The organism is Thermincola sp. GK-1, from assembly GCF_059412445.1.
Genome location: NZ_JBSQAT010000015.1, coordinates 1 through 18,085, shown reverse-complemented (window position 1 = coordinate 18,085; position 18,085 = coordinate 1). Strand labels below are relative to the sequence as shown.

14 protein-coding genes and 1 other annotated feature are annotated in these 18,085 nt (G+C 48.0%); all 14 genes read left to right on the top strand.

The annotated features are described in order from the left end of the window. Window positions 1-21: 21 nt before the first annotated feature. The 14 genes from ACSNJE_RS12670 to acs all read left to right on the top strand — a co-directional run bounded on the left by ACSNJE_RS12670 (window position 22) and on the right by acs (window position 17,917). Window positions 22-309 carry a hypothetical protein gene (locus tag ACSNJE_RS12670; RefSeq protein ID WP_474774358.1) on the top strand — a complete coding sequence of 96 codons (288 nt, stop codon included), beginning with the start codon at window positions 22-24 and terminating at the stop codon, window positions 307-309. Window positions 310-323: 14 nt separating this feature from the next. Further along, on the top strand, window positions 324-1,715 hold the full coding sequence (gene argH, locus ACSNJE_RS12665) for an argininosuccinate lyase (protein ID WP_495252795.1): 1,392 nt from the start codon (window positions 324-326) through the stop codon (window positions 1,713-1,715). 87 nt (window positions 1,716-1,802) lie between these two features. Beyond that, a complete protein-coding gene (gene dapG / locus ACSNJE_RS12660) occupies window positions 1,803-3,032 on the top strand; it encodes an aspartate kinase (protein ID WP_052218102.1) in 1,230 nt (409 codons plus the stop codon). Between the two features lie 57 nt (window positions 3,033-3,089). After that, window positions 3,090-3,339, top strand: a binding site (T-box leader). A 110-nt stretch (window positions 3,340-3,449) separates the two neighbouring features. Beyond that, window positions 3,450-4,328, top strand: a complete 879-nt coding sequence (ilvE, locus tag ACSNJE_RS12655) for a branched-chain-amino-acid transaminase (protein ID WP_427916561.1) — start codon at window positions 3,450-3,452, stop codon at window positions 4,326-4,328. Between the two features lie 34 nt (window positions 4,329-4,362). Next, a complete protein-coding gene (gene ilvD / locus ACSNJE_RS12650) occupies window positions 4,363-6,024 on the top strand; it encodes a dihydroxy-acid dehydratase (protein ID WP_495252794.1) in 1,662 nt (553 codons plus the stop codon). Between the two features lie 109 nt (window positions 6,025-6,133). Next, complete coding sequence (gene ilvB / locus ACSNJE_RS12645) at window positions 6,134-7,795, top strand: biosynthetic-type acetolactate synthase large subunit (protein ID WP_474774362.1); 1,662 nt, start codon at window positions 6,134-6,136, stop codon at window positions 7,793-7,795. A 4-nt stretch (window positions 7,796-7,799) separates the two neighbouring features. After that, the gene (ilvN, locus tag ACSNJE_RS12640) at window positions 7,800-8,351 is read left to right on the top strand and encodes an acetolactate synthase small subunit (RefSeq protein WP_013119270.1); all 552 of its coding nucleotides are present in this window, start codon (window positions 7,800-7,802) and stop codon (window positions 8,349-8,351) included. Window positions 8,352-8,354: 3 nt separating this feature from the next. Then, the gene (gene ilvC, locus ACSNJE_RS12635; RefSeq protein WP_013119271.1) at window positions 8,355-9,350 is read left to right on the top strand and encodes a ketol-acid reductoisomerase; all 996 of its coding nucleotides are present in this window, start codon (window positions 8,355-8,357) and stop codon (window positions 9,348-9,350) included. 107 nt (window positions 9,351-9,457) lie between these two features. After that, window positions 9,458-11,026, top strand: a complete 1,569-nt coding sequence (locus ACSNJE_RS12630) for a 2-isopropylmalate synthase (protein ID WP_495252793.1) — start codon at window positions 9,458-9,460, stop codon at window positions 11,024-11,026. 47 nt (window positions 11,027-11,073) lie between these two features. Further along, window positions 11,074-12,339, top strand: coding sequence for a 3-isopropylmalate dehydratase large subunit (gene leuC / locus ACSNJE_RS12625; RefSeq protein ID WP_052218097.1), 1,266 nt, complete (start codon window positions 11,074-11,076; stop codon window positions 12,337-12,339). A gap of 1 nt (window position 12,340) precedes the next feature. Beyond that, window positions 12,341-12,835: a 3-isopropylmalate dehydratase small subunit gene (leuD, locus tag ACSNJE_RS12620; RefSeq protein ID WP_013119274.1), complete on the top strand. Its 495-nt coding sequence runs from the start codon at window positions 12,341-12,343 to the stop codon at window positions 12,833-12,835. Then, window positions 12,832-13,911 (top strand): 3-isopropylmalate dehydrogenase, encoded by a 1,080-nt coding sequence (gene leuB, locus ACSNJE_RS12615; RefSeq protein WP_152909015.1) that lies wholly within the window; start codon window positions 12,832-12,834, stop codon window positions 13,909-13,911. Before leuD ends, leuB begins: the two co-directional genes overlap by 4 nt. Before the next feature lie 19 nt (window positions 13,912-13,930). Continuing rightward, window positions 13,931-15,517, top strand: a complete 1,587-nt coding sequence (gene cimA / locus ACSNJE_RS12610) for a citramalate synthase (RefSeq protein ID WP_052218096.1) — start codon at window positions 13,931-13,933, stop codon at window positions 15,515-15,517. A gap of 471 nt (window positions 15,518-15,988) precedes the next feature. After that, a complete protein-coding gene (acs, locus tag ACSNJE_RS12605) occupies window positions 15,989-17,917 on the top strand; it encodes an acetate--CoA ligase (RefSeq protein WP_052218095.1) in 1,929 nt (642 codons plus the stop codon). The last annotated feature ends 168 nt before the right edge of the window (window positions 17,918-18,085 follow it).

The window sequence follows — 18,085 nt, the reverse complement described above, 5'->3', positions numbered from 1 at the left end:
AGGACAAAGGTTTGATGCTTTATGTTGTATTTATTGTGGGGACTTCTGGTATTAATGGCGGTTATGGGAATTTCTCTCGGCCTGTTTTACTATTTTAAGGCCGAATATGTTGTGGACAGGCGGGTCAAAAGGATGAACTTCCCTCTCCACGACAATGACCCGGAGTTTCGGAAATGGTTTAAAAAGGAATACGAGACCCAGGTGAACCGGACCAGAAAAGTGGGTAAGATGCTATTCATTATTGAAGTGATATGGTTGATTATCATACTGGCGCTTTTTATCAGCGGCAGCGGTACTTTGACCAAATAAGGGGTTGAAATAAGTTGAAATTATGGGGTGGCAGGTTTCAAAAGGAAACGGACAAGCTGGTGGAGGATTTCCATTCTTCCATTGCCTTTGACCGGAGATTAGCTAAGCAGGATATCAGAGGAAGTATTGCTCATGCCCGTATGCTGGGGAAGCAGGGCATTATATCACCGGAAGAGGCAGATAAAATAATAGCAGGTTTGCAATCCATTTTGGCCGACATAGAAGGCGGCAAAGTGGAGTTTGAGATAGGCGCCGAGGATATCCACATGAATATAGAAAAGCTTTTAACGGAGCGGATTGGCGATGTAGGGCGCAAGCTGCACACAGCACGCAGTAGAAATGACCAGGTAGCCCTTGATATTCGTATTTATCTGAAGCAGGAAATCAGGGAGATCGAGGCTTTACTGGTCAATCTGCAGGAAACCTTGCTGGAGATGGCAGAGAAGCACCTGTATACTGTTATGCCCGGTTATACCCACCTGCAGCGGGCTCAGCCAATCACCTTTGGGCACCACCTGATGGCTTATTTCCAGATGTTCAAGCGGGATATAGAACGCATGCAAGACTGCTTTAAGAGAACTGACGTTATGCCATTGGGGTCCGGCGCTTTGGCCGGGACAACTTTTCATCTGGACAGGCAGGCTGTGGCTGCGGAACTGGACTTTTCGGCCATCAGTGAAAACAGCCTGGATGGGGTCAGTGACCGTGACTTTGCCATAGAGTTTTGTGCTGCTGCTGCTATACTGATGATGCATATGAGCCGGTTCTGTGAAGAAATAATTTTATGGGCTTCAGCGGAATTTCAGTTTATTGAGCTGGACGACGCTTATTCCACAGGCAGTAGTATCATGCCACAGAAAAAGAACCCCGATGTGGCGGAACTTATTCGGGGTAAAACGGGCCGTGTATATGGCGACCTGATGGCGCTTCTGACAGTAATGAAGTCTTTACCCCTGGCTTATAACAAGGACATGCAGGAAGATAAGGAAGCATTATTTGATGCCATTGATACGGTAAAAGGCTGTCTCCTGGTCTTTACGCCAATGGTAGAGACGATGCGTGTAAACAGGGAAGTCATGGCCAGGGCTGCCAGCGGCGGATTTACCAATGCCACGGAAGTGGCTGATTACCTGGCCAAAAAAGGGGTGCCTTTCAGAAAAGCCCATGAAATTGTAGGCAAGCTGGTGCTGGGTTGTCTGGAAAAAGGTAAATCTCTGGACCAACTGACCGTTGCAGAGTACAAAGAGGCCTCGCCACTCATCGAGGAAGATATCTATGATGCCATAAACATAGAGAAATGTGTGGCGGCCAGAAAAGTTTCCGGCGGTCCCGCCCCTGAGGCCGTTTTGGAATCCATCAAATCCGGGCGCGCCTGGCTGGAAAGGGTAAAAAATATCGCTTCTTGAATTTCAACGTAGCCGGTTGTATACTAAAAAGAATAGGATATGTTTGAAAATTCTATATCATTGGTTTTTGAGGGGAGAGAGCAAGAATTGAAAATTATTGTGCAGAAATTTGGCGGTACTTCTGTGGCAACGGCAGAAGCCAGGCACAAAGCCATGGAAAAGATTATCCGGGCTAAAAATGAAGGTTTTGCACCGGTGGTGGTTGTTTCAGCTATGGGTAGAAAGGGACAGCCTTATGCCACCGATACCCTCATAGATTTAGTGAAATCAATTGATAAGGAAATAGAACCACGGGAATTGGATCTGCTGATTTCCTGCGGGGAAATTATTTCTTCCGTTGTTTTAGCCCATTCCTTAAAAGCCAAAGGATATCCCGCTGTGGCTCTGACGGGGGCGCAGGCCGGAATACTTACTGACGACAATTATGGAAATGCGCAAATTGTGAACATAGACCCCACACCGATTAAGAAATATGTCGAGGAAGGCAAAATCGTTGTAGTGGCCGGTTTCCAGGGTTGCAGTTCCAATGGGGATGTAACCACTCTTGGGCGGGGCGGCAGCGATACGACGGCAACTGCCCTAGGGGCAGCTATTAAGGCTGAGTTTGTCGAAATTTATACTGACGTTGATGGGGTAATGACCGTTGATCCCCGTTTAGAACCGGAAGCCAATATCTTGAAAGATATTACATACAAAGAAATTTGCGAAATGGCTTACCAGGGGGCCAAGGTTATTCATCCCAGGGCTGTGGAGGCAGCTATGTCCGGGCATGTGCCCATAAAGATCAAAAATACATTTAGCGATGCGGAAGGGACGTTAATTACTGATAGGGCGGCAGCAAGGGTAATTACAGGATTGGCTCATATCGCAGATCTCTCCCAGATCCGGGTAGTTTTGAGCGAAGAAGCCATTCAAATGGCCAAGGTCAGGGTCTTCAAGTTAATGGCGGAAGCTAAGATAAGCCTGGATTTGATCAACGTTGGGTCTGATTCTCTGCATTTTGTGGTCAGTTCCGAACAGGCCCCAAAAGCGCTGAATATATTGCAGGAGGCGGGATTTGATGCCAGGGTTAGAGCCGGCTGCGCCAAAGTATCCATTATCGGAGCAGGTATGGAAGGCGTACCGGGCGTTATGGCGAAGGTTATGGAGAGCCTTGATAAAGCAGGTATCAACGTACTGCAGACATCTGACTCCGACATCACTATTTCCTGCCTGGTAAAAGAAGAAGACATGGCTGATGCCGTCAAAGTTCTGCACAATGCCTTTGGGCTTAACCAACAATCAGACGGAGAAGAAAATTCCGAGCAAATTTTATAAAAATTGTCTTGACATACAGGAAGAGAATTTTGTATACTAGATTCAAATTTATTTGCGGCAAAGATAATGAAGGGGAGGAGAAACATTGAATTTCAGGCTGCAGAGAGCCGGAGTAAGGTGCAAGTCCGGCGCCGAAACAATGTTTCAGGATCACCCCGGAATCGTCTTACGAACGGCTGAAAAGCTCAGTAGTTTCGACCGGTTGACATCCGTTACAATGTCGTGGTGAATACATAAGTGGCTGTGTGTTTTGATGCGCGCAGCAAGCAGGGTGGTACCGCGGAAGGTTTAACCTCTCGTCCCTGGCAGATTTCTAACTATGCCCGGATGAGGGGTTTTTCTTTATATATAGGGTAGTTTAAAAGGGTCTATAAATTTCATAATATACAAATTTCAATTTTAAACGGGGGGATGGACATGATTATCTATCTAGACGGTAAGTATGTACCAAAAGAAGAGGCTGTTGTTTCCATTTTTGACCATGGCCTGCTGTATGGTGACGGTGTGTTCGAGGGGATTAGGGCCTATCACGGCCGGGTTTTCCGCTTACAGGAACACCTGGTTCGCCTTTACGAATCAGCAAAATCAATTATGTTAGAGATACCGGTAACGATTGAGGAAATGGAAGAAATTGTCCTCGAGACCCTGCGCAGGAATAATCTGCGGGATGCTTACATAAGACTCGTTGTTACCAGAGGTGTGGGCGACCTGGGGCTGGATCCCCGTAAATGCTCCAAACCGACCCTTTTCTGCATCGCTTCCTCTATTCAGCTTTATCCCAGTGAACTTTATGAAAAGGGGCTGGAAGTTATAACAGTTCCCACGAGGCGGAATATTAGCGATGCTTTGAGTCCACGTATCAAATCACTGAACTACCTCAACAATATCATGGCCAAAATTGAAGCCAACCTGGCCGGTACTTTGGAAGCGATAATGCTGAATGCTGAAGGATATGTGGCAGAAGCTACAGGCGACAATGTTTTCCTGGTCAAGAACGGAGTGCTGATTAGCCCTCCAAATTACGCCGGATTGCTTGAAGGCGTAACAAGAAACGCCGTAATGGAATTGGCCGGGAAAGAGGGAATTGAAGTGAAAGAAACTCTCTTTACCAGGCATGATATTTATATTGCAGACGAGGTATTCCTTACAGGCACTGCCGCAGAAATTATTCCCGTTGTGAAAGTAGACGCCAGGACCATTGGCGATGGCAAACCCGGTCCGATTACCGCCAAGCTTACGGAAGCTTTCCATAAACTGACCGAAATTGACGGGCCCAAGATTTTTCCCGAGGAATAACTCCTATTGATGTAAAATTAAGGGAGAGGATAACATGCGTAGCGATTCTGTAACCAAGGGTCTGGAAAAAGCCCCCCACCGGTCTCTGTTTAAAGCCATGGGTTATACCAATGAGGAACTGTCCAGGCCGCTGATTGGTGTGGTTAATGCACATAACGAAGTTATCCCGGGCCATTATCATCTAAATGAACTAGCAGAAGCGATAAAGGCCGGCATACGCATGGCCGGAGGTACACCCATAGAGTTCCCGGCAATCGGGGTCTGTGACGGCATAGCGATGAACCATGCCGGCATGAAGTATTCCTTGGCCAGCCGGGAGTTAATTGCCGATTCCATTGAGATTATGACGCAGGCCCACGCTTTTGACGGCCTGGTATTGATACCCAACTGCGATAAGATCATCCCCGGGATGCTAATGGCGGCGGCCCGGCTCAATATTCCCACCGTCGTGGTCAGCGGTGGGCCCATGTTAACAGGCAAATACAGAGGCCGCGAAGTATCTCTCAGCAACATATTTGAAGGCATCGGCGCAGTGCGTGCCGGCAGGATGACTGAGGAAGACCTGGCGGAAATGGAAGAGTGCGTATGCCCGGGCTGCGGTTCCTGCGCCGGCATGTTTACCGCCAATACCATGAACTGCCTGACGGAAGTACTGGGCATGGGTCTGCCGGGTAACGGTACCATACCCGCTGTTTATTCCGGTCGCAGGCGACTGGCCAAATACGCCGGTATGCAGATTATGGAGCTGGTGAAAAAGGATATTAAGCCGCTGGATATCATGACAGAAAAGGCCTTCCAAAACGCCATTGCAGTGGATATGGCCCTTGGTGGTTCTACCAATACAATATTGCATTTACCGGCTATTGCCAATGAATGTGGTTTTGAGCTAAGCCTGGATCTATTTCAGGAGATAAACGAAAAGACACCGCAATTATGTAAACTGAGCCCTTCCGGTACCCATCATATTCAGGATCTGGACGAAGCAGGCGGTATCCCGGCTGTTATGGCTGAATTAAGTAAAAAAGGGCTTATTCATCTAGACCTTTTGACAGTAACAGGCAAAACAGTGGGTGAAAACATTACCGGTTGCTCCATTCTAAACCCGGAAGTTATTCGGCCCCTGGGCAATCCCTACAGCGAAACGGGCGGATTGGCAATTTTAAAGGGAAACCTTGCACCACAGGGGGCTGTTGTCAAAAAAGCCGGTGTAGTACCGGAAATGCTGAGGCATTCAGGCCCGGCCAGGGTGTTTGACTCCGAGGAAGAAACCATGTCTGCGCTAATGGCCGGTAAGATTAAAAAGGGCGATGTGATTATAATCCGCTACGAAGGGCCCAAAGGCGGGCCAGGTATGCGGGAAATGCTGACGCCGACGGCTACAGTGGCGGGACTGGGCCTGGATAAAGAGGTGGCGCTTATTACAGACGGTCGTTTTTCCGGCGCTACCCGCGGCGCATCTATCGGGCATGTCTCTCCCGAAGCTGCTGAAGGGGGACCTATAGCTATAGTACAGGAAGGAGATATCATTGAAATAGATATTCCCAACGGTAAACTGAACATCCGCCTCAGTGACGAGGAAATAAAGGAGAGGCTGTCCGGGTGGCAGCCACCCGCGCCAAAGGTGAAGAAAGGATACTTGGCCCGGTACGCCAAAATGGTTACTTCAGCCAGTACCGGCGCAGTTCTGAAGGAATAAGCGATGCGTTTAAAAAAAATAAACGGTGTAGTTTAAAAAAATGAACGGTGCAGTTCTAAAGGAATAATAGCCAGCCGCACTGCACCTTTCTACAATGGAGGTGGGAAGGATGAAGTTTTCAGGCGCCGAGATTCTGGTAAAAAGCTTAATGGAAGAAGGTGTTGATACCATATTCGGATATCCCGGCGGGGCCGTTTTGGAAATTTATGATGCTTTATACCATTCTTCAATTAAGCATTACCTGGTGCGGCACGAACAAGGAGCCATCCATGCTGCTGACGGCTACGCAAGAGCCACGGGAAAACCAGGGGTTTGTTTGGCAACCTCCGGCCCTGGGGCTACCAACCTAGTGACAGGGATAGCCACTGCCTATATGGATTCCGTCCCCATTGTTGCCTTTACGGGGCAGGTAGCTTGCGACCTGATAGGCAGAGATTCCTTCCAGGAAGCAGATATAACCGGTATAACCTTACCTATAACAAAACATAACTTTCTGGTCAAAGATGTTAGGGACCTGGCCCGGACGATTAAAGAGGCATTCCATATTGCTACAACGGGGCGCCCGGGTCCGGTGCTTATAGATATTCCCAAAGATGTTTCCATTAAAAAGACCAAGTTTAAGTACCCGGAAACAGTAGAACTGAGAGGTTACCGCCCCATTTTGTACGGTAACCCCAACCAAATTAGGCAGGCGGCCCAACTGATTATGGACGCAAAACGGCCGCTGATTTACGCCGGGGGTGGGGTAGTTATATCCGGCGCCCATAAAGAACTTCTGGAATTGGCCGAACTGACGGGCTGCCCGGTAACCACCACCCTGATGGGGATTGGAAGTTTCCCGGAAAATCATCCCTTATCACTAGGTATGCTGGGCATGCACGGGACCAAGTATGCTAACTATGCTGTCTGTGAATGCGATCTGTTAATTTCCGTCGGCGCCAGGTTTGATGACAGGGTAACGGGTAGACTTGACGAATTTGCACCACATGCCAAGATTATACATATCGATGTTGACCCGGCGGAAATAGGGAAGAATGTCAGGGTTGATGTGCCAATTGTCGGAGACGTAAAAAATGTGCTTGCCGAAATTAATAAGCAACTTGAACCTCAAAAACATCCCCAGTGGGAAGAACAAATAAGGCACTGGAAAGAAACCTATCCATTAACCTATTCTAAAGAAGGATGCCTGAAACCACAATACGTTGTCGAACAAATTTACGAAGTTACCAAAGGAGACGCCATTATAACCACCGAAGTAGGGCAAAACCAAATGTTTGCCGCCCAATTTTATACTTATACTGAGCCCAGAACCTTTATAACTTCAGGCGGATTGGGGACCATGGGTTACGGGCTGCCTGCCGCCATCGGAGCAAAGGTAGGCCGGCCCGATAAGGTCGTCATCGACATTGCCGGCGATGGCAGTATCCAGATGAACATTCAGGAACTGGCTACCGCTGTTCACAATGAAATTCCGGTTATAGTGGCCATTTTAAATAATAACTTCCTGGGTATGGTCAGGCAGTGGCAGGAGATATTCTATGAAGGGCGTTATTCATACACGGAAATAAGCGGGCCCGATTTTGTAAAACTTGCAGAAGCGTATGGGGCGCTTGGGTTGAGGGTTACAGAGGCTAAAGATGTGAAACCTGCGCTGGAACAGGCTATTGCCGCCAACAAACCGGTACTCATAGACTTTGTGGTGGAACGGGAAGAGAATGCATTTCCCATGGTACCGCCCGGAGGTACTTTGAACCGGATGTTAGGAGGTTGAGAAAATGAGACATACACTGGCTGTTCTGGTAGAAAATAACCCTGGCGTTTTGACCAGGGTAGCGGGACTTTTCAGCCGCCGCGGGTATAATATTGACAGTCTTGCCGTAGGTAGGACAGAGAATGCAAGGATATCCAGGATGACCATTGTCGTAGAAGGTGACGACAATGTGCTGGAACAGGTTACCAAACAACTGAACAAGTTGATTGACGTAATTAAAATCTGTGATATTACATCGGAACAATATGTAGACAGGGAACTGGTGCTGATCAAAGTTGCGGCAGACCCTTCCGTACGTGGAGAGATAATGCAGATTGTCGATATTTTCAGGGCCCGGATAGTAGATATCGGCAGAAAGACCTTGATGATTGAATGTACCGGTGATGAAGGCAAAATCAATGCGATTATTGAATCCCTTAAGCCCTTTGGTATCCGCGAACTTGTCCGCACCGGTAAAATAGCCATGCTCAGGGGCGCAAAATCTACTTCTGTTGACGGAACAGACGACAGCTCAAACGTGATAAACGGGAATTCAAATGATAGGGAGGATGATTAGACCATGAAAATGTTTTACGACAATGACGCTGATTTAGCGTTACTGCAGGGGAAAACCGTAGCGGTCATCGGGTATGGCAGCCAGGGGCATGCCCAGGCTCTGAACCTGAGAGACAGCGGCGTAAATGTAATTATTGGTTTGCGCCGGGACCTACCGGACTGGGATAAGGCTGTAGAGGCCGGTTTTGAGGTTTATCCCGTTGCCGAGGCCGCTGCTAAAGCTGATATTATCCAGATTCTAGTACCTGACCAGATCCAGGGTGACCTGTACAAAAGTGAAATCGCCGAGCATATGACTGAAGGTAAAGCCCTATGTTTCTCCCACGGTTTTAACATACATTTCGGGCAAATTGTACCGCCGGCAAATGTGGATGTATTCATGGTAGCGCCGAAGAGCCCCGGCCATATGGTACGCAGGATGTATCAGGAAGGAGCGGGGGTTCCCGGCCTGGTAGCAGTACATCAGGATTACACCGGCAAAGCAATGGATATTGCCCTGGCTTATGCCAAAGGTATAGGCTGCACAAGAGCCGGAGTATTTGAAACATCTTTTAAAGAAGAAACGGAAACAGACCTGTTTGGTGAGCAGGCTGTCTTATGCGGGGGTGTTTCCGAACTTATTAAAGCAGGTTTTGATACCCTGGTTGAAGCCGGATATGCGCCGGAAATGGCTTATTTTGAATGTTTACACGAATTAAAGCTGATAGTTGACCTGATATACGAAGGCGGCCTAAGTTATATGCGGTATTCAATCAGTGATACAGCTGAATATGGAGATTATGTTACGGGGCCAAGAATAATCACAGAAGAAACCAGACAAGAAATGAGACAAATTCTTTATGAAATTCAATCAGGTCAGTTTGCCCGTGAATGGCTGTTGGAAAATAAGATTAACCGTCCTGTTTTCAATGCCATGAAAAAAGCAGAAGCAGAACACCCAATCGAAGTTGTGGGGAAACGCTTACGGGAAATGATGCCTTGGTTGAAGAAAAAAGGATAAAATTTCACCACAGGGGCCTCAAAACAGGCCCCTGCCTGTTATAAGGGTTCTGGAATAACCCTTTAAGAATAAGTCAGGGTGAATTGAAAATTTTAGGAGGTGAAGGGATGTCCGATAGCAACAAAATTTACATTTTTGATACTACCTTAAGGGACGGCGAACAGTCGCCCGGGGTCAGTTTGAATAACCACGAAAAACTGGACATTGCCCGGCAACTGCAGAAACTGGGCGTAGATATTATAGAAGCCGGATTTCCCATGGCGTCGCAGGGCGATTTTGAGGCAGTGAAAACTATTGCAGAGAATGTGAAGGGAGTAACTATCTGCGGCTTGAGCAGAGCTGCCTTCAACGACATAGACAGGGCCTGGGAGGCCATTAAAGTCGCAGATCAGCCACGCATTCATACCTTCATTGCCACTTCCGATATTCACTTGCAATATAAACTGAGGATGACCAGGCAGCAAGTTATTGAAGCTGCCGTGGCGGCTGTAAAACACGCCAAGAAATATACCTCCGATGTAGAGTTTTCGGCCGAAGATGCCTTCCGCAGCGAGCTGGACTTCTTGTGCCAGGTACTGGAAGCCGCCATTGATGCGGGAGCGACTACCGTGAATATCCCCGATACTGTCGGGTATGCCACTCCTGCCGAATTCGGGCAATTTATCAAAGAGATAAGGGAAAAGGTCCCCAATATTCATAAGGCCAGAATCAGCGTCCATTGTCACAATGACTTGGGTTTAGCTGTGGCCAATTCCCTGGCGGCGGTAGCTAACGGTGCAACCCAGGTGGAATGCACCATTAACGGAATTGGCGAACGGGCCGGCAATGCCGCTTTGGAAGAAGTGGTCATGGCTTTGTATACCAGGAAAAGCCTTTTTAACAAAACCACAGGCATAAATACCCGGGAGATTTACCGGACCAGCCGCCTTGTTACCAATTTAACGGGTATGAAAATACAGCCTAACAAAGCGGTGGTCGGGAAAAATGCCTTTGCTCATGAATCAGGCATTCACCAGGACGGGGTTTTAAAAGAACGCAGTACTTATGAAATAATGAACCCTGAATTGATAGGTTTAAATGTCAATAACATTGTGCTCGGCAAACATTCGGGCCGCCATGCCATCAGGGAACGTCTGGCCGAACTGGGATACGTCCTTGATGATTCGGAATTAAACAAAGCTTTCGAAAAATTCAAAAACCTGGCCGATAAGAAGAAGGAAGTTACCGACGAAGACCTGGTTGCCCTGGTTGAGGAAGAAATAAGAAGCATCCCGGCTACTTACGAATTAGAATACTTACATATATCCAGTGGGACCAGGGTCATTCCCACCGCTACTATAAGCTTGAGCAAAAACGGCGAACCGGTTGAGGACGCTGCCTGCGGCGACGGACCTGTTGATGCTATATACAAAGCGGTGGAGAAAATTACGGGCTTAAACTGCACCTTGCTTTTATATAACCTGAGCGCTGTTACCGGGGGAAAAGACGCCCTGGGCGAAGTTACGGTGAAAATCAGGCCCAACGGTTCGGCCAAAACCTATTTGGGCCGCGGTGTCAGCACTGACGTATTGGAAGCCAGCGCCAAGGCATATATCAACGCAGTAAACAAGGTGGTTTATGACAGAATGCAGGCGGCAGAAGAAGCGGTTGCTTTACCGAAAAAAGAAGGGGTCTGACAGGAATAGCCAGAGTTGCAGTACCAGAAAAGGGAGAGGTGAGAAATATGGGAATGACCATAACCGAAAAAATACTGGCGGCCCATTGTGGGAAAGACAAGGTGGTACCCGGTGAGTTGATTAATTGCAAGGTAGATGTTGTTTTGGGCAACGACATAACTGCCCCGGTAGCGATAAAAGAATTTGAAAAAATCGGCGTGGAAACGGTTTTTGATAAAGATAGGGTGGTACTGGTGCCTGACCACTTTACCCCCAACAAAGATATAAAATCTGCGGAGCAGGCCAAACTGATCCGCGATTTTGCCCGCAAACATAAGATTACCAATTATTTTGAGGTGGGTAAGGTGGGGATCGAACACTGCCTGCTCCCGGAGCAGGGCATTGTCGGGCCCGGCGATGTTGTTATAGGCGCCGATTCCCACACTTGCACCTATGGCGCTCTGGGGGCTTTTTCCACGGGTATCGGTAGTACCGATATGGCGGCAGCGATGGCGACCGGAGAAGTATGGTTTAAAGTTCCCGAATCCATCAAGTTTGTGTTTTATGGCGACCAGCTTAATCCCTGGGTCAGCGGTAAAGACCTGATTCTGTATGTAATAGGCCAAATCGGGGTTGACGGAGCGCTGTATAAAGCTATGGAATTCACAGGACCGGCAATCAGAAACCTTTCCATGGACAGCCGGTTTACGATGGCTAATATGGCTATTGAGGCAGGTGGCAAAAACGGTATAATCGAACCTGACGATATAACATTGGAGTACGTAAAAGGCCGGACAAAGAGGCCATATACCTTATATACCAGCGATCCGGACGCTGAATATTTCGCAGTCTACGAATATGACGTAAAAGACATTGAACCGCAGGTGGCTTTTCCGCACTTGCCCGAAAATACCAAACCAATCAGCCAGGTAGGGCATGTGGAAATTGACCAGGTTGTTATCGGTTCTTGCACCAATGGGCGGATGGAGGACCTGCGTATTGCCGCTGAGGTGTTAAAAGGCCGGAAGGTGCATGACAGAGTAAGGGCCATAGTATTTCCCGGCACTCAGCAAATTTATAAACAGGCTATGCAGGAAGGTTTGTTCGATATCTTTATAGACGCGAATGTTGCTATCAGTACTCCCACTTGTGGTCCGTGCCTGGGTGGACACATGGGCATCCTGGCTAAAGGAGAACGCGCTATAGCTACAACCAATAGAAATTTTGTAGGCCGTATGGGTCACCCGGAAAGCGAAGTTTATTTGTCTAATCCGGCTGTAGCAGCGGCATCGGCCATTCTTGGCCGTATTGCCAGCCCCGAGGAGGTGAAGTAGGATGGAAATCAAAGGAAGGACCTGGAAATTTGGGGCTGACGTGGATACCGATGCGATCATACCAGCCCGCTATTTAAATACTTCTGACCCTATAGAATTGGCAAAACACTGCATGGAGGATGCCGATCCCGAATTTCCGGGCAAGGTGAGGCAGGGTGATATTATTGTCGCTGACAAAAACTTCGGTTGCGGCAGTTCGCGGGAGCATGCGCCTATAGCCATTAAGGCGGCGGGAGTGTCGTGTGTGGTGGCCAAGTCCTTTGCCAGGATTTTTTACCGCAATGCCTTTAATATAGGGCTCCCTATTTTTGAGTCTCCGGAAGCAGTAGACGCTATTCAGGAAGGCGATGAAATAGCTGTCGATACGGAAAAGGGAATTATCACCAACCTCAGAACAGGCCGGCAATTCTCTTCTACTGCCATTCCTCCTTTTATGCAGGAGCTCATTGAAGCAGGCGGTTTAATCAATTACGTAAAAAGGAGGATGCAGAAATGATATGTAAAATTGCAAGCTTACCGGGAGACGGCATAGGAGCCGAAATTGTTCCGGAGGCCATAAAAGCCTTACAGGCGGTAGGCAGAAAATATGGTCATGAATTTGTTTTTACTGAGGCATTGATCGGCGGAGCAGCGCTGGATGCCGTGGGGGTTCCCCTGCCGGAAGAGACGCTGCGTCTTTGTAGGGAAAGTGATGCCGTGCTTTTGGGTGCCATCGGTGGACCAAAATGGGATAACCTCCCCGTGCATTTACGCCCGGAGGCCGGTTCGCTGCTGCCGTTGCGGAAAGAGCTGGGCCTTTATGCCAACCTTAGACCCGTTGTACTTTACGATGCGTTAATTGATGCTTCCACACTGAAAAAAGAAGTCATCCAGGGCACAGATATCCTGGTTATCCGAGAATTGACAGGGGGCCTTTACTTTGGAGAAAAGAAAAGGGAGCAGACCCCTACGGGCCAAATAGCCGTAGATACCCTGGTCTATACTACGGAAGAAATAACAAGGATTGCCCGGCTGGCCTTTGAAACGGCCCGAAAAAGAAAGAAAAAGCTATGTTCCGTAGACAAAGCCAATGTTTTGGAAAGTTCCCGGCTTTGGCGGGAAACTGTTACAGAACTGGCCAGGGAATACCCCGATGTGGAATTAACCCATATGTATGTGGATAATTGTGCCATGCAGTTGGTGCGCTGGCCGAAACAGTTTGATGTAATTGTCACAGAAAATACATTCGGCGACATACTTACCGACCAGGCATCCATGATTTCGGGGTCCCTGGGTATGCTCGCCTCGGCCAGTATTGGCGGAAAAGTGGCCCTTTATGAGCCTAGCCATGGTTCTGCTCCCGATATTGCCGGCCAGAAAAAAGCAAATCCGATTGCAACCATCCTTTCAGCAGCCTTGATGCTGCGGTATTCCTTTAATCTGGAAAAAGAGGCTCAAGACATTGAAAAGGCTATAGTGCGGGTATTGGATAAAGGTTACCGGACTGCCGATATTATGCAGGAAGGCGGTATATTGGTCAATACTGAAGAAATGGGTGACAGGATAGCCGAAGAAATTTTGGAGGCGAAATAAGTAAAGGAGTAGACCGCATATGGGAAAAGTAATCCTTTACGATACAACTTTAAGAGATGGAACGCAGGGAGAAGGAATCTCCTTTTCGGCGGAGGATAAAGTGAAAATTGCCCTGAAACTGGATAAAATGGGCTTTCACTATGTAGAAGGCGGATGGCCGGGTTCTAATCCTAAAGACATGGAATTTTTCCGCATGATTAGAGAATACAACCTGGAACACGCCAAAATTACGGCCTTTGGCTGCACTTGTAAACCGCAGACTTCCCCCGCGGAAGATCCCAATATTCAAAGTATATTGGAAGCCGGCGTACAGGTGGCCACAATTTTCGGTAAAACCTGGGATTTCCACGTAACCCATGCCCTGAAAACAACCCTGGAAGAAAACCTGAAAATGATCAGGGATACGGTAAAGTATTTAAAGAGCAGGGGCCTGGAAGTAATTTATGATGCCGAACATTTTTTTGACGGGTATAAGAGCAACGCAGATTATGCCATGAAGACTATTAAAGCGGCGGAGGAGGCAGGGGCTGATACTATTTGCCTCTGTGACACCAACGGCGGTTCCATGCCTCACGAAATCAGCGAAATAGTCAGAAGGGTCGTAGATGCGGTGCAGGTACCCATAGGCATTCATGCGCATAACGATTGTGAGCTGGCAGTGGCCAATTCCATTGTGGCTGTTCAGGCGGGCGCTGTCCAGGTCCAGGGCACCATCAACGGTTTTGGCGAAAGGTGCGGTAATGCTAACCTGTGTTCCGTGATACCTAACCTGGTATTTAAATTAAAAATTGATTGTATGGACCGCGACAAACTGCAGGCTCTGACTGAGTTATCCAGGTATGTGAGCGAACTGGCCAATGTGCACCCGGATAACAGTCAGCCCTATGTGGGCAGCAGCGCTTTTGCCCACAAAGGCGGGGTGCACGTCAGCGCTTTGTTAAAAAACCCGGAAACCTATGAGCACATAGAGCCTGGCTTGGTAGGTAACAGTAGAAGGGTTCTGGTTTCTGAGTTATCGGGTATGAGCAATATTATATATAAGGCCGAGGAACTTGACCTGGACCTGGATATGAACCGCACCAATCCGGAGACCAAAAAGATTCTGGAACAGATCAAATACCTGGAAAACAAGGGGTTTCAGTTTGAAGGCGCGGAAGGGTCGTTCGAGCTTCTGATGCGCAAGGCTTTTAACGGCTATCACGAGCCATTTGAACTGCTGGCATTGCGCATAATCACGGAAAAGAGGGAAGCGGGAGTCATTTATTCCGAGGCAATTATCAAATTGAAAGTAGGCGAGGAAATTGTCCATACGGCTGCAGAGGGGAACGGTCCGGTCAATGCCATGGACAATGCTCTGCGAAAAGCTTTGGAAGTATTTTACCCATTCATTAGGGATATGAAGCTGGCCGATTACAAGGTCCGTGTGTTGGATGGCAATGCCGGGACCCGCGCCCAGGTCCGTGTTCTTATCGAGACCCACGATAAGGAACTTGGTTCCTGGGGTACGGTGGGCGTATCGGAAAACATTATTGAAGCCAGTTGGCAGGCCTTGGTGGACAGTCTTGCTTACGGACTGTTAAAAAAGAAAAAGGAAACAGAAAAATAATATTTATCGACAGCCTGAACCGGGAAAAATTCCCGGTTTTTTCTTTTACTTGGAAAGTGAACCGCGCGGGAAGGTTTTTTTAAGTTGTATATGTTTTTTGTCAAATGGGCGTAAGCGGTTATATAACCTGTTTAAACAATGGGCGAACGGTCGGGGAACAGACGGCGAATGGTTTTGTGAACAGTCAGCGAATGGCAAGTCGGCTACAACAGCTAATAAATTTCCCGTTTAGAGTGGTTTAAGGTCTTTAGCTTAGCTATTATGGCAATTCCCGCCCAAAAAATAGATAAATCAGGCTCCTGTATATTAAAATGTAACTAATCCCAAGCCCGTGTCTAACCAACTTTACAAAAAATGCGTTTTTTATAAACTTCTTAAGAAAGGGGGGAGGTTGGATTAATCATCCGTTCCCGGACTTTTTAAATTAATTATTCGGGCAGTTATTTGAAATTTTAAAAAGGGGGAAATAAAATGGATACCAATGCTAATGCTATTGAAAATCGAGTGTTTTACCCGTCTGAAGAGGTTGTCAAGAATGCTAACGCCACACCGGAACTTTATGAGGAGGCTAAAAAAGACCGGCTTGGTTTTTGGGACAGAATGGCTAAAGAACTGGTTACCTGGTTTGAACCTTATGATAAGGTACTGGATGACAGTAATCCTCCTTTCTATAAGTGGTTTACAAACGGAAAACTGAACGTATCTTATAACTGTGTTGACCGTCACGCCAAATCGGAAAAGCGCAATAAAGCAGCTATCTGCTATGAGAGTGAAATTGGGAAGAAGGTTGTATTGACATACGGACAACTGTACCGGGAAGTGAACATGTTTGCCAGCGCTCTGTCCAAACTGGGCGTTAAAAAAGGCGACCGGGTCTGCCTGTATATGCCGATGATTCCGGAAGCTGCTATTGCCATGTTGGCCTGCACCCGGATCGGCGCTCCTCACTCCATTGTATTCGGCGGATTTAGTTCCGATTCCCTCCGCGATAGGATCAACGATGCCAAGGCCAAAATACTCATTACTGCGGACGGTAACTTCCGTAAGGGCGCGCCGTTTCCATTAAAGAAAAACGCCGATGAAGCCCTTAAAGAAACACCGACCGTAGAAAAAGTTGTTGTCGTGCAAAACGCCGGCAATGAAATCGAGATGGTAGAGGGCCGTGACGTTTGGTATCACGAAATAATGGCCACCGCGGATACTTACTATGAACCCGAAAAAATGGACGCCGAAGATATGCTTTTCATCCTTTATACCTCTGGTTCAACCGGGAAGCCTAAAGGCGTTGTGCATACTACCGGCGGGTACCTCGTACAGACGCAGGCCACAGTGAAGTATGTTTTTGATTTAAAAGAAACTGACGTTTACTGGTGTACGGCAGATATCGGCTGGATTACCGGCCACAGTTATGTTGTTTATGGTCCGCTGGCTCTGGGTATGACTACCTTCATGTATGACGGTACTATTGATTATCCTGACAAGGACAGGATGTGGGATATGGCTGAAAGATGGGGAGTAAACGTATTTTATACGGCTCCCACCGCCATTCGTACCTTCATGAAATGGGGTACTGAGTATCCCAAGAAGCACGATTTATCTCAGCTCCGGCTCCTGGGCACTGTTGGCGAGCCGATCAACCCGGAAGCCTGGATGTGGTACTACGAGAATATCGGCGGTGGCCGTTGCCCAATTATGGATACGTGGTGGCAGACCGAAACAGGCGCCCATATGGTCACGCCATTGCCTATCACTCCGCTGAAACCGGGTACAGCCACTATTCCATTCCCAGGCATTGAAGTGGATATTGTTGATGAAAACAAACAACCATCAGACCGGGGATATCTGGTAGTCAAGTCTCCTTGGCCCTCCATGTTAAGAACCATTTACGGTGATGACCAGAGATACATTGACCAGTACTGGAAGCGGTTCGGCGACTATTATTTCGCCGGCGACGGCGCCAAGAGAGACGAAATGGGTTATATCTGGGTAACGGGTCGTGTTGACGACGTACTGAACGTATCTGGTCACCGCCTTGGTACCGCTGAGATTGAAAGCGCCCTTGTTGAATGCGAAGAAGTGGCTGAAGCTGCTGTCATTGGTAAGAAGCACGATGTTAAAGGCGAATCGGTATGTGCCTTTGTGACCCTGAAAGATGGTTTCGAAGGAACGCCGGAACTTGTTGAAAAACTCAGAAAGCATGTGGGCGTGAAGATTGGTCCCATTGCCAGACCCGACGACATTATCTTTACCGCTGCGTTGCCCAAGACCCGTTCCGGTAAGATTATGCGCCGTCTGTTAAGGGATATTGCCGAAGGTCGTGCTCTGGGCGACATAACTACATTGGCTGATCCGGGCGCAATGCAGGAGATTGCTGCCAAATATGCCGGCAAGGAAGACTAAAATGGAAAAAATAGAAGGCCCTGGCCGGCGGTGATTTACCGCCGCAGGGCCTTTTTATATAGCTAGGGAGGAAGGGTTGGTGGGGTGGCCCGGCTACCCCGGAGCTTTGTGCTGGAGAATGGCGGCAGGGTAGGATGGTGTCTCCGCTACCTGGGAGCTTGGTGCTGC

Excerpts from the sequence above, each read along its gene's own strand:
- ACSNJE_RS12670 (WP_474774358.1), top strand. The coding sequence starts at position 22 with ATGTTGTATTTATTGTGGGGACTTCTGGTATTAATGGCGGTTATGGGA.
- ACSNJE_RS12630 (WP_495252793.1), top strand. The coding sequence starts at position 9,458 with ATGTCCGATAGCAACAAAATTTACATTTTTGATACTACCTTAAGGGAC.
- cimA (WP_052218096.1), top strand. The coding sequence starts at position 13,931 with ATGGGAAAAGTAATCCTTTACGATACAACTTTAAGAGATGGAACGCAG.
- leuB (WP_152909015.1), top strand. The coding sequence starts at position 12,832 with ATGATATGTAAAATTGCAAGCTTACCGGGAGACGGCATAGGAGCCGAA.
- leuD (WP_013119274.1), top strand. The coding sequence starts at position 12,341 with ATGGAAATCAAAGGAAGGACCTGGAAATTTGGGGCTGACGTGGATACC.
- ilvD (WP_495252794.1), top strand. The coding sequence starts at position 4,363 with ATGCGTAGCGATTCTGTAACCAAGGGTCTGGAAAAAGCCCCCCACCGG.
- ilvC (WP_013119271.1), top strand. The coding sequence starts at position 8,355 with ATGAAAATGTTTTACGACAATGACGCTGATTTAGCGTTACTGCAGGGG.
- acs (WP_052218095.1), top strand. The coding sequence starts at position 15,989 with ATGGATACCAATGCTAATGCTATTGAAAATCGAGTGTTTTACCCGTCT.
- ilvN (WP_013119270.1), top strand. The coding sequence starts at position 7,800 with ATGAGACATACACTGGCTGTTCTGGTAGAAAATAACCCTGGCGTTTTG.
- ilvE (WP_427916561.1), top strand. The coding sequence starts at position 3,450 with ATGATTATCTATCTAGACGGTAAGTATGTACCAAAAGAAGAGGCTGTT.
- leuC (WP_052218097.1), top strand. The coding sequence starts at position 11,074 with ATGGGAATGACCATAACCGAAAAAATACTGGCGGCCCATTGTGGGAAA.
- ilvB (WP_474774362.1), top strand. The coding sequence starts at position 6,134 with ATGAAGTTTTCAGGCGCCGAGATTCTGGTAAAAAGCTTAATGGAAGAA.